This is a genomic window from Rhizobium acidisoli (assembly GCF_002531755.2).
Lineage (GTDB): Bacteria > Pseudomonadota > Alphaproteobacteria > Rhizobiales > Rhizobiaceae > Rhizobium > Rhizobium acidisoli.
In genome coordinates this window covers 469,941-482,050 of record NZ_CP035001.1, presented here as the reverse complement: position 1 = coordinate 482,050, position 12,110 = coordinate 469,941, and the positions used below count along the sequence as shown (strand labels likewise).

Sequence of the window (12,110 nt, the reverse complement as noted above, 5' to 3'; positions counted from 1 at the left end):
ATGGTGAGAGAGGAAAGTCTGAAGAGCTATTTCGACAAGGCGCGCCGCTTCGATCAGGATCGGCTTATCCAGGTCGAGCGGTCGGCGCGCATCGCCTGGTCGATCGCGATCGCCGCAAGCTTGCTTGCCGCCACCTCGATCGTTGCGGTTGCCGGCCTCACGCCCTTGAAGACGGTCGAACCCTTCGTGGTCCGGGTCGATAATTCGACCGGTATCGTCGACGTCGTCTCTGCGTTGACCTCGACGGCTGGCAGCTATGACGAGGCGGTCACCAAGTACTTCGCCGCCAAGTATGTGCGTGCGCGGGAAGCCTATGTCTGGAGCGAGGCCGAGGAGAATTTTCGGACGGTCGCCCTGCTCTCGACCCAGCCGGAGCAGGGCCGTTTTGCGGCAACCTACCGAGGCGGCAACCCTGACTCCCCTCAGAACATCTATGGCCGCGGCGCGACGTCACGCATCAACGTCGTCTCGATCTCGCTGATCAACGCGCACGTCGTATCGGTGCGCTACACCAGGACCGTCACCCGCGGTGACGACGTCAGGACCACCCATTGGGTGGCGACGCTCACCTTCTCTTATGTCAACGCGCCGATGTCCTCGACCGACCGGCTGACCAATCCGCTTGGTTTCGCCGTCAGCGAATATCGCGCCGATCCGGAGGCTATCAATTGAAGCAGACTGTCCTGATCGCCCTCCTTGTTGCCGGCCTTTCCACGACGGCGTCGGCACTCGATATTCCGCGCGGCGCATCGCAGGATAGCCGTATCCGTTTCGTCGACTACCAGCATTATAACATCACGAGGATCGTCGGCACCTTGCGGTCCTCGGTGCAGATCGAGTTCGCCGCCGACGAGGAGATCGCCCACGTCGCGCTCGGGAACAGCGTCGCATGGGAAGTGGCGCCTGCCGGCAATATCCTGTTCCTGAAGCCCCGCGAAAACCAGCCCGTGACCAACATTTCGGTCGTCACCACCAGGCGGGACGGCTCGACTCGCAGCTATCAGATGGAACTGACGGTTCGCGATGGAACCGTCGAGGCCGGGCAGAATACCTACTTCTATGTGAAGTATCGCTACCCAGCCGATGAGGCCGACCGCCGGAGGCTGGATGCCGCTGCCCGTGCGCATGCGGCTCAGGCCGGTGAAGCGGACAAAGTCCTCGCGCTTCATGAAGCCTATGGCCCACGCAACTGGCGCTATTCGGCGCAAGGGTCGGCGTCACTTGAACCGCAGACGGTCTACGACAACGGCAAGGTCACCACTTTCGCCTTTGCCGGCAATCAGGAAATGCCGGCGATTTACATGGCAAATTCCGACGGCAGCGAAAGCCTCGTACCGAAGTCCGTCGAGAACAACCTGGTGCTGGTGCACGCCATCAGCCGCAAGTTCATCCTGCGCAGGGGAGGAGACGTCCTCTGCATCTTCAACGAGGCCTATGATCGGATCGGCATCAATCCCGACACCAATACGACCTCACCTTCTGTCGAGCGCGTTGTTGAGACGCAGCCGGCGACCGGACAATAGGAGGACGTCATGGCCGAGCAAGAGATGACCCAGATTCCCGGGGAGCGTGCCGAGACGTCGACCGGCCGGGGCTCCGACAGCAATCCGACGGTGAGGCGAGGCGTGGTGGCGCTGGCGATCATTGCCTTCGTCGGCTTTGCGCTCTGGTCGATGCGCGGGCACGATAAGCCCGTCGACGGGCTCCAGCCCGAACGCGTTGTCATCCGCCAGACATCGGACTTCGAGCCGGCGAAGGAACCGGTCCAACCCGTCGCCATGCCGCCGGAAACAATCCTGCCGACGCCGGGTATGCCCGAGGAGGGGGGCGAGGATGAGAAGCTTCTCGATGCTGCCCGCCGCGCACCGGTCATCGCCTATGGTGCTGAAAAAGCGCCCCAGTCTCATCCTCGAGACCGGGATGCCAGCGCCGATGCCGCCTCGAATTACATCCCGGTTGGAAATAGCCCAGGCGGTCTCTCCGCCCAGGCGGAAAACGAGGACCAGCGCTTCAATCGCCTGCTGGCGCCGACACAGCTGCAGGGCTCTCGCGCCGGTACCCTTGGAAATCGCGATTTCATCGTCGCCATGGGAACCTCGATTCCATGCGTGCTGGAGACGGCGCTGTCCTCCGACCAGCCCGGTTTCACGAGCTGTGTCATCAACCGCGACGTCTTGTCGGACAACGGCCGCGTCGTGCTGATGGAGAAAGGTACGCAGGTCGTCGGCGAATATCGTGGTGGCCTTCGCCGTGGGCAGAAACGTCTGTTCGTGCTCTGGAACCGGGCAAAGACACCGAAGGGAGTGATTATCACCCTGGCGTCGCCGGTAACCGACGCAATTGGGCGTGCCGGTATCGACGGCTTTGTCGATACCCATTGGTGGGAGCGTTTCGGCAGCGCGATCCTATTGTCGATCGTCGGCGACGCGACCTCCTATGCCAACAGGCAGCTGCAGGACAGTGATGTCGATGCTGACAACACGACGAGCGCCGGCAAGCAGGCCGCGACCATCGCCGTCGAGCAGTCGATCAACATTCCACCGACGCTGTTGAAGCATCAAGGTGAGCTCGTCTCGATCTTCGTGGCGCGTGATCTCGATTTTTCCGACGTCTATCGACTTCGCGTGAGCGAACCGCGCAACCGCATCTACGATCGGGCGGCTCTTGGCGATTTCAGGCCAGCCTCGACCCTTGTCGCGAAATAGACCGGCGATGAGCGAGGGAGCAGACGCCGGCGTCGTACGCGAACTGCTGGTACCGCTGTCGCCTTTTCTCCGTGACAAGTCCCTCTACGAGATCATCGTCAACTGGCCAACCCAGGTGGTCACCGAGGGCACGGCCGGCTGGCAAACCCACGACCTGCCCGATCTGTTGTTCGACAAGCTGATGCGTCTGGCAAGGGCGGTTGCCAGCTATTCCAACCAGTCCATCGACGAAACACGGCCAATTCTCTCGGCGACGCTGCCTGGCGACGAGCGGATCCAGATCGTCATCCCGCCGGCGACGACGAAGGGAACCGTAAGCATCACGATCAGGAAGCCCTCTTCAGTGTCGCTGAGCCTGAACGACCTTGATCAAGGCGGCTTGTTCGCCGAGGTGGCAAGGCAAGAGGCGGGCATCCCCCTGGTCGACAGCAGGCTCCTGGAGCTCTATCGAACGGGATCCTACCAGGCCTTTCTTCGAGAGGCGGTCCATGGGCGCAAGAACATCATCATCTCCGGGGCAACGGGCTCCGGCAAGACGACGCTCTCAAAAGCGCTGATCCGCCATATCCCTTCGAGCGAACGCATTATCTCTATCGAGGACACGCCGGAGCTCGTCATCCCGCAACCGAACCATGTTCGGCTCTTCTATTCCAAGGGCGGACAAGGACTGGCGAAGGATCTGCTCGAATCCTGCCTGCGTATGCGGCCGGATCGCATTCTCCTGCAGGAACTTCGCGACGGGACGGCGTTCTACTACATTCGCAATGTGAACTCCGGCCATCCGGGCTCGATCACCACCGTCCATGCCGACTCGGCCATGCTTGCATTCGAGCAGCTGACACTGCTGGTAAAGGAATCCGAGGGCGGGCGGGACCTGGAGCGAAACGACATACGCGAGATGCTAAAGATCGCGATCGACGTCATCGTCCAGTGCAAACGCATCGATGGCCGGTTTCGGGTGACTGAAATCTACTATCGCGGCGCTGCGGGAACCGAGGCCGTCGATGTTGTCCGTGGCGATCGTCGGAACTGCTGACGCCGTGGTTTCCCGCGGGGCAGGACGGAAGAGGCCCAAGGGCCGGAACGCTTGTCATTCATTAAATGCAACGAGCTTTGCGACACGCGATCTTGGGTTGACCACGCAGGCGGACCCCGCACGGGCCAAATCTCCAATTTCCTGATCGCTATCGTGCTGCGGCTTGATATGTTCCGAGCACGCCACCCTGACCAAACCAGGCAGCACGGCGCGCTTGCCGACAGTTGAGCGCCTCCGCGGCGGATTCAGGACTTCTATCATGCGATGTGAGTTGAGTGGCCGGGCGGAACCATTGCCGTTCGCCGAGGTTCGCCATCTCGCCCGCACCGGTGCAATCCGGCTTGGGCCAACAGGAAACAGATCGGGAAGATGGCGAAGGCACTGGAAGATAAACTGAACGACTGCGTTGTCATCGGGGGTGGTCCAGCGGGCCTCACCGCGGCGATTTATCTGGCGCGCTACCATCTTTCGGTAACGGTCTTCCACGATGACTCCAGCCGGGCTTCCATCATTCCGATGTCGCACAACCACGCCGGATTCCCGGGCGGCATCAGCGGCACCGAGCTGCTGGCGAGAATGACAGCACAGGCTCAGCTCTACGGGGCAGCCATTCGACGCCGCAAGATCACGACGCTGCAAAAAATCGGCAATGGGTTCGTGGCGGAATTCGAAAACGGCAGCATCCGCTCTCGGGCCGTACTCTTGGCTACCGGTGTGGTCAACCGGCGGCCTGCCATGCCGCAGGCAACCCATGATGAAGCCGTGGCTCGTGGCCTCCTGCGCTACTGTCCCGTCTGTGACGGCTTTGAGGTGACTGACAAGCCTGTCGGTATCATCGGAACCGGGACGAAGGGGTTCAAGGAGGCCGTTTTCCTTCGCAGTTACACGAAGGACCTCACGCTGATATCGCCCGAGGACGTCCATGATCTATCCGAAGTCGAGATGTCGTCCTTGGCTCACCTCGGAATAAGAGTGGAGGTCGGCCCCATAGCTTCGACCAATCTCGACAATGATATGATCCGCGTCACAACGCCCACGGAAACCTACGCATTCGCTTCCATATATCCAGCTCTCGGATCTGACATATGTTCGCACCTGGCATTACAAATTGGTGCCCGGGTATCGGACGAAGGATGTATCACCGTCGATGGCCACCAGAGGACCACGGTGCCAGGGTTTTATGCCGCGGGAGACGTCGTCGCCGGTCTTGACCAGATCAGCCATGCCATGGGCCAGGCAGGGGTTGCTGCTACGACCATCCGCAACGATCTTGGCGATCAGGCACCGTTGGTGCGTTGTTGACCTCAATTTCTCCGCGGCCCATTTTGGCCGGCACGTAAAAGCGTATAGCTGGCGTCGCCGTTTGCTTAAGAAGGGCAGGGTCCTCAAACAGCCGGTTGGCGCTAGGCGCCGGTCACTCCAAGTCGAGCGACTGCTTCAGTTCGTCGATGCGCTTGGACGCCTCCGCCTTGGTCAAACTGTCGGCATAAGCGTCAGGCTTGTGCGCCTGTTCTGACAATGTCTTCAGATAGGAGCGCTGCGCGCCGGTCATCGGCTCATCGCCGCTGACCCAATCGTCGGGGTCCTTCTGGGTGTTGGACGATGTTGCGGTCTTCGGATTATCACTCATGGCGTCCTCCTGGATCTGTTCTCTAAACGTTCCAAGGGCCGCTCCGGTTCCAGTCGATGTCGATCATCGCGTACGCCTCGATTGTCGGCCTCTCGTTGGGACCAAGCCGGCGCCGGAGCCTATGCGGAAACGTCGGGCCCCTGCAGACGGTGATGCGCGCCTGCTGTGAGGAAGACTGCGAAACATGCGAGCAAACGCTGCAAATTCGGCATCATCCTAACGTCGATGGCCGGTAACATCCTAGACCCTGTCTTCGCCGCGCGCCTCGCCAGCCACACGTCCCTTCGCCGCAACGGCTGATCAGGAGACTTCGCGGGCGCCGTGGCCGGTTGCTTGTCAACGAGGCAAGTTTCGTAATCGGGCAGGAAATCGCCGTGGAGGCCTACCGTCTTCCGCCCTTACGCGGACATGCTGAGGGGCCAATGATTGCACTGATTGAGTGGGGTGAGCCGTGCGTTCGGCACTAGTTGCTGTCGGGTTTGAGCGTTTCGAGATGCTCGGAACAAACTGTTTTGACTAGGCCGAGCAAAACCGTCGTCTGCTCGCTCAGCCAGGTGAGCGCCTCTCCGCTGATCTCATAATGTTTCGAATAGCGCGCCTTCACATATGCTTCGTTCAGTGAGTTGAACCAGGCGCGTTCTTTGTGCTGATCACGCGGAAAGGCTTCGGCCAGCCGGCGGTCCTGCTCCTCGGCGAGTGAGCGAAGGAATTTGATGTTATGCGATGGTGGGCCGTAATTGGTGAGAGTGAGTAGAACGCAAGAATAGGCTTGCTCAAGCGATTGATGCATCAAGAATGCTGCCTCGTTGAACATGCTGCATTGCTTCGCAGAGTTTGCGAGGGCATTCAGATTTTGTGCCGTGTTAAATCTGTGCCGGAAGTGATCCGTCGCTAACGTCAACCGGTCTTCAAGAGTGAGTGGTGCAGGCTCGGCCAGCCGCTCGTCGTCCAGTTCGTAGAGAACAATGCCTTCCTTGCGAATGTCTGAGAAGAAGTACTGTCCCTCTCTAAGGTAGTTATTCACCTCTCGCCTAGAATGGACGATGAAGCTTACCGGGGTTTCGATCGAGGCGTCGTGGATCAGGCGGTCGGCTGCCTTGTACCAGTATTCGGCGAACTCGCAGAGCTTGCGGTTATTGACGATGATCAGCAGATCGAAATCGGAGCGGTACCCCTTCATAGTGAACGGTTCATCAACCCACCCGCCCCTGGCGTAAGAGCCGAACAGAATGATCTTCAGGATCCGGCCGCGCTTCTTGAAATCCGCCGTGCCGTCCCTCAAGGCATCCTCGAATTCCTCATGCAGGATTTCCAGGACCCGTCCAATCTCGCGCTGTTTGCGAAGCGGCATATGATCGAGAGACGACTTCATGGTACTATCGATAGGCGAAAGATTCAGCACCGTCCACCCACAGTTTTGAAGGGGTCTCTAATGTGGAAGCTGCCTGGATCCGTGGCTTGAAGGATGTTGGCGGCACCGCGACGGAGGTTTGGGCCCATGAGCGACTTCGGAAGCGTCCGGCTGGTAAGGGCGATAAGAAAAGCCTGCGGGCCGCGTCGAGAAATTGCGGCGAATGCGGAAAAAATCTCGATACCGATGCGATCCTGGCACCGAGGTTGGCATGACGGGCGCCAGTGTCGTCAACCGTGACAAAGGGAGCCGAGACCAGGCCCGCATGCAGCACGGCAGCATCCTCGGCATGAAAGCCATCCAGCCGCTCTGTCAAAAACCGGATGACCTGGCGTTTGGAAATCTCGACGCCGACATCGTTCAGCAAGGTCGTCAATCGCTGCGTCGTCACCTGCCCATGGCTATGAAGCATCAGGCAGAAGCGACGCAGACTGGCGCCGTAGCCGCCCTTTATCCCCGCAGGCAGCGGCGCGACGATCGTGCGTCCATCCGGAGTCACCCAGCATTCGCGGCGATAGCGCACCACTTCGGCCCGCACGACCAGATCCCGCACCACGCAATCCTTGTAGCCCTTGAAGCGCGATCCGGGTGGTGCGTTGGCAGGCAGCACCTCTTCGCGCGTGACGCTGCCCTTGTCGCCTTTCGGCCCGCGACGCCGCGCAGGCTTTCGGCTGCCGGCAACCGTTTTGTCACTCGTTGCCTGTTCCATGCCCGATGGCCTGAAGGGTGGGCGCGGCGGCAGGTTTTTGAGCCGCGCAATCTCGTCGCGCAGAAGCTGGTTGTCGACCTTCAGCCGCGTGTTCTCTACCCTGAGCAGGTCGTTTTCTTCACGAAGCTTTCGGTTGTCAGCCTCAAGCTTCTCGATCCGGATTTCTGCCCGATCAGCCCGCTCCACCAGACCAGTCACCAACTCCCGCAGCGCCTTCAGCGACAGCGTGTCGGCATGCTCGACCATGGGGAGGCGGCGCTTCGTCATAAAGGAAGTGAATCATGATTCACAAAAAACAGGAATCCCTTCTGCCACCAGATCTGCTCCAGTTACTGTTGCAGTGTTGCAGCCGGCCTTCGACGCCGGTGTCGCGCTCACGCGTCTTGACGAGCGCATCGCCCGTTCGCCGGTCGGCGCGGGCTGGATCGAACGCGCCCACTTTGCCGACGCCTGCGCCTCGCTGTGGTTCGACAGCGAACTCGTCCATCTCGAAGACCTGGTGCTGCACGACGCCACGAAAGACATTCGTGCGCCGACCCACGAGTTGACCATCGCCCACGACGTTCTGCGAACTCGCCGGCGCATCGCCGCGCAGCCGCCGGACTGGGCCTTGTCCGCGGAGGGTATCCGAACCTTGCTACAGACCCAGGCGCGGCCTGGACCAACTGATGATCCTGACAGCATAGCGAATGGCTCTGGCACCCGATCCGGCAAAATGCTCGAGAGAAGGGGAGGGGGCGAAGATGCGGACATCGGAAATCTCCCTGGCGTCGATTATCCCGTCATCGATGCGCTGCTGGCGCGCTCTGACGCCGCGATCGAACGAGCCAAAAAGCCCGACCGGGCTCCGGCCGATCCCATGATCTATGATCTCTACAGGGATGAAGATGCCCGGCTCGACGAATGGCGCGGCGTCCTGCACCAGGCCCAACGTCTGCCGGCGGTGCTGCAGGCTATCGTCGCCCTCGATGCGTGGACCGAACTCGCCGTACTTCAGCACGCGCCCTGGCTCGGCCGGCTGTTGGCCGCGTCGATTCTCCGAGAAACCGGCATCACGTCAGGCGCCCATCTCGCCGCGATCAATCTCGGCCTGAAATCCATCGCCGTCGATCGGCGCCGGCTTCGCGATCGCGAAACCCGGCTGCTGGTCATCGCCCACGGCTTCTTGGTGGCCGCCGAGATTAGCATGAAGGAGCATGCCCGGCTGGCGTTGGCGCGCACGGTGTTCGAACGGAGGCTAGAGGGGCGCCGCACGACGTCAAAGCTGCCGGAGCTGGTCGAGCTGGTGATGGCGAAGCCGTTGGTGTCGGCCGGCATTGTGGCGAAGACGCTCAATGTGACGCCGCAGGCGGCGCGGCGGATTGTTTTGGAGCTCGGCCTGAGGGAGATGACCGGGAGGGGGAGGTTTCGGACGTGGGGTATCGCTTGACTCACAGGCCGTTTGAGCGAGTTTAGATTGTTCGCGTCGTGGATGGGCGGCGCGATCTTCCGCATCTCTCTGAGTGAATTGAGATTTACAAGCAAGCTCTCACCGCATCGGCCTTAGTCAGCCTTGGCCTGACGACTGGCCCAGTACGACTTGTATTTGGGCCCTTTGGAATCGGGCGGCGACGGTGGCTCGTGAATCAAAACAGGCACCGGCGCGGGAAGGTCTGGCCCGACGATTATGGCTTCACCAGGGGCGAGAGTCGGAATAAACAGAGCGGCGTTGCGATCAAGATCGCCGCAGGCCTTTTCGACCGCATTGCGATCTTCTTCATTGGTCAGGCGATGCACAACCAGTGTGCCAAGTTGGCTGAGAACATCGGCCGGAATATCGCGAGGGCGTTGTGTGGCAAGGATGGTGGTCAGTCCGTATTTACGGCCTTCTTTGGCGATAAGCCCAAACGCTTCAAGTTTCACGCTGGCGTATTCGTCGCCGATGGTTCGGCCGAGGAATTGGTGGGCTTCATCCAGCAGTGTGATCATCGGCTTGTCGCGAAAGGTGTTCTGCCGGGCACGGGCCAGGAGAAAGCGCCCGATAACGTTCATAAGGATTTCGCGCGTGTTGTGCTCGAACCGGACGTTTTTGAAGGAAATGCGGAGGATATCCTGGTCTTCGGAGGCGAAGAACGCTTCCAGAACCGCGACTAAGGACTGTCCGCCCTTGCCGAATAGGCATTCAAGCTCAGGGGAATGGATCAACGTGCGCATGCGCGCGATCAGGCTTTCGCAGTAGCCGACGGCCTGCTCATTGACCTTACCCCAGTGGGTCGGATTGTCCCAATCCGTCGGTTGGACGCACTCCTGCTGAACCTGGTCGGGAAGGCTTTCAATGTCGAAGTGGCAAAGCGGACTGTGAATGACGTCGCTGTGCACTTCCAAAGCTTTCAGGAAGGGCCGGCGATCCTTCTGCTTCTTAAGGAGCAGCTTTTTCTCATAGATCGTCACGCCTTCAAGCTGTCCCTCACTTTTTGCGACAAGCTTGAGGCTCTTGATCGCTTCGCGAAGCTTGGGTCCCTGGCTTTGTCCTGACGGGCGAAACAAGGCAAACAGGTCGTCTTCGGTCATGAACTGATAGGGGAAATGAACCTGCTGGCTGCCGGCTTCTTCGTGGTCGAAGGCATAGTGCGCTGATATGGCGGGGATCTCTGCAAATTCGCCGGTTGGATCAAAGAGAATGCATTTGCCGCCAGCAGCTTTGATCTGCTGGAGTATGGTGGCCAAGGTCCAGCTCTTGCCGCCGCCCGTGGCGCCAAAAACGCCGCAGTGGCGGCCGAAGAGCTTCTCGGGCGGCAAGCGCAAATGTACACCACTGCCCGCATCGAGCGTGCCAATGTCGAGCGCGCTAGTGCTGCTCGCCACCAATGAATTTGCCATCAGCTCACCAAACGTCAACGGATCCGCCAGGTAAACCGCGTCACCGACGCGGGGATGGTGGCGGATGCCACGCATGAGTTTGTTCTGTCGATGATCTACCGAGGCCAGCAATTGCACCCTGCCGACCGGGTGAGGTTCGGGCTGCGTCCCCAAAGTCGGTTCGACGCGTTCTGCGTCCGGTAGCTTGACTTCGACCAGTCGGCCGAGGAGCTTGACGAGCTCGCAATCTACGAACACGAAGTCCCCGACGGCGCCGCGTGCAAGCGCACGTCGCTCTGGCCGAGCGGTGGCATAAGGCAAGTTCACTTGCACCGTCGACGCGGTCACGACGGAAATCGTGCCGACGTAGCGATCCGGATCAACCAGGCTGTGTTTAATCACGACGGCACTCCATCGCCGAAACCTCGCGCAGCCTGCATGCGGTCAAGATGGCGTTCGCGTTCGGTTTGCGCGACAAGATCGGGGATGGCGAGCGCCAGATCCTCAAAGCGGCCGCTGAGTAGCGTAATGCGCTGATCGCCAGTCCGAACCAGCTGTTTAAATCTCTCAAAGTAGCTGCTGACGCGATCCCGCACAGTGCTTGCCTCGGCAATGGTATGATCGCCTTTCATCAGGACGTCGTCTCGAAGAAAGGCCACATCACACACGATCAGCTTGAGGCTCATATTGGCCTCCAGCGCTGCCATCACCGGCTTGCTCAGGTGGTCGTCGTTGAAGCCGAAACCTGAGACAATCAGGGCCGTATCGGGCTCGCGCAGCGCGCTTTGAAATGCGCCCATCATGTCGAGGTAGGGCGGCTCGAAAGCTTCCTGGTATTTGCTGTCGCGCGGAAAGATCAGTAGCGGCGGCTCAGAGCCTTCCGCACGCACGATGTCGGCACCGCGACGCTTCCAGTCGATCGAGCCGTGCAGCTTGTAAAGATGGAAGACATTCTCGATATAATCTGGCCCTTCCTTGGCATTCTCGCGGCGCACGATGTCGTGTGAGAAATTGCCGCGATCGTAGATTTGCGGCATTGAATGGGAAAAGCCATCGATGATGGTAAAGCGCTGGGCCTGTGCTGCGTATTCAAAGCATAGATCATAGTTGGTCGTGAAAAATTTGGCGCGCGGCTTCCGAATGCCGCGTCGCGCGATCTTGCGGATCAACATTCCGTGCGCCTTGAGGTCGGTGTCTTCGCTGACGAAGCTGACGCGCGTGGAGATCGCCTTTTCGGCGGTTTCGATGAAGGTTTCGATTGTTGCGCTATCAGCGTTGTCGAAGAGCTCGACGTAGATTTTGCATTGGGTCAGCAACTTTTCGATGTTGGTGTCGGTGGCCTTCGCCTTGGGAATGAGATCGATGACTTCCTGGAAGGTTTTGTCGGTGGCGGCGCCTTTGACAGCGTTCCAGAGGTCGCCCATGCCGGGCGCGGTAAGCGTGTCCTTTACTGGATTTCTTGCGCAGAACGACGCGCCGGCCCCGGTCAGTACCATAAGGTTCGATGCGTTCAAAGCGACGCTCAACGCAAGGTCGATATCGCGGCTAGCGCCAAAGCTGGTGGCCTTGCCGTCGCCATCAACTTGATCAGCAAACTGAACCCAACCCTTGGCTGGATTGAACAGGCGCAGATTATCGGCAGATGCCGGCAAGACGTCCCAATATCCCAACGAATTTCCCCTCATTTGCGAACGCGATACGATACGCGCTATGCCCGTCATCGGAGCATCGCCGCAGACTACACGTCAAAATAAATTGTGTAAGTGTATCCTGATAGAATT

The 12,110-nt window shown here is 59.8% G+C and carries 10 protein-coding genes and 1 pseudogene; 6 read left to right on the top strand and 5 right to left on the bottom strand.

The annotated features are described in order from the left end of the window. The 5 genes from CO657_RS31375 to CO657_RS31355 all read left to right on the top strand — a co-directional run bounded on the left by CO657_RS31375 (position 1) and on the right by CO657_RS31355 (position 5,043). Positions 1 to 672 (top strand): VirB8 family type IV secretion system protein, encoded by a 672-nt coding sequence (locus CO657_RS31375; RefSeq protein ID WP_054184114.1) that lies wholly within the window; start codon positions 1 to 3, stop codon positions 670 to 672. Beyond that, a complete protein-coding gene (gene virB9, locus CO657_RS31370) occupies positions 669 to 1,523 on the top strand; it encodes a P-type conjugative transfer protein VirB9 (RefSeq protein WP_054184115.1) in 855 nt (284 codons plus the stop codon). The genes CO657_RS31375 and virB9 overlap by 4 nt, the downstream gene beginning before the upstream one ends. Before the next feature lie 9 nt (positions 1,524 to 1,532). Then, positions 1,533 to 2,705 (top strand): type IV secretion system protein VirB10, encoded by a 1,173-nt coding sequence (gene virB10 / locus CO657_RS31365; protein WP_054184116.1) that lies wholly within the window; start codon positions 1,533 to 1,535, stop codon positions 2,703 to 2,705. Positions 2,706 to 2,712: 7 nt separating this feature from the next. Continuing rightward, entirely contained in the window at positions 2,713 to 3,741 is a 1,029-nt protein-coding gene (gene virB11 / locus CO657_RS31360; RefSeq protein ID WP_054184117.1) for a P-type DNA transfer ATPase VirB11, read from the top strand. 369 nt (positions 3,742 to 4,110) lie between these two features. Then, complete coding sequence (locus tag CO657_RS31355) at positions 4,111 to 5,043, top strand: NAD(P)/FAD-dependent oxidoreductase (protein ID WP_082366305.1); 933 nt, start codon at positions 4,111 to 4,113, stop codon at positions 5,041 to 5,043. Positions 5,044 to 5,155: 112 nt separating this feature from the next. Here CO657_RS31355 and CO657_RS31350 read toward each other — a convergent pair whose 3' ends face one another. The 3 genes and pseudogenes from CO657_RS31350 to CO657_RS31340 all read right to left on the bottom strand — a co-directional run. Beyond that, entirely contained in the window at positions 5,156 to 5,371 is a 216-nt protein-coding gene (locus CO657_RS31350; protein WP_054184118.1) for a DUF3072 domain-containing protein, read from the bottom strand. A gap of 463 nt (positions 5,372 to 5,834) precedes the next feature. Then, positions 5,835 to 6,743 carry a nucleotidyltransferase and HEPN domain-containing protein gene (locus tag CO657_RS31345; protein WP_054184119.1) on the bottom strand — a complete coding sequence of 303 codons (909 nt, stop codon included), beginning with the start codon at positions 6,741 to 6,743 and terminating at the stop codon, positions 5,835 to 5,837. Between the two features lie 244 nt (positions 6,744 to 6,987). Then, positions 6,988 to 7,758 (bottom strand): annotated as a pseudogene (locus CO657_RS31340) (cell division protein ZapB); the annotation flags it as partial. On the opposite strand from CO657_RS31340, the gene CO657_RS31335 reads away from it, so the two are divergent. Then, complete coding sequence (locus tag CO657_RS31335; RefSeq protein ID WP_128715640.1) at positions 7,736 to 8,920, top strand: RHE_PE00001 family protein; 1,185 nt, start codon at positions 7,736 to 7,738, stop codon at positions 8,918 to 8,920. The pseudogene CO657_RS31340 and the gene CO657_RS31335 sit on opposite strands and share 23 nt — an antisense overlap. A gap of 113 nt (positions 8,921 to 9,033) precedes the next feature. Here the strand turns inward: CO657_RS31335 and CO657_RS31330 are convergent, their stop codons facing one another. Both CO657_RS31330 and CO657_RS31325 read right to left on the bottom strand, forming a co-directional pair. Next, a complete protein-coding gene (locus CO657_RS31330; protein ID WP_054186269.1) occupies positions 9,034 to 10,731 on the bottom strand; it encodes an ATP-binding protein in 1,698 nt (565 codons plus the stop codon). After that, positions 10,728 to 12,050: an SIR2 family protein gene (locus tag CO657_RS31325; protein ID WP_245293109.1), complete on the bottom strand. Its 1,323-nt coding sequence runs from the start codon at positions 12,048 to 12,050 to the stop codon at positions 10,728 to 10,730. Before CO657_RS31325 ends, CO657_RS31330 begins: the two co-directional genes overlap by 4 nt. Between the last annotated feature and the right edge of the window lie 60 nt (positions 12,051 to 12,110).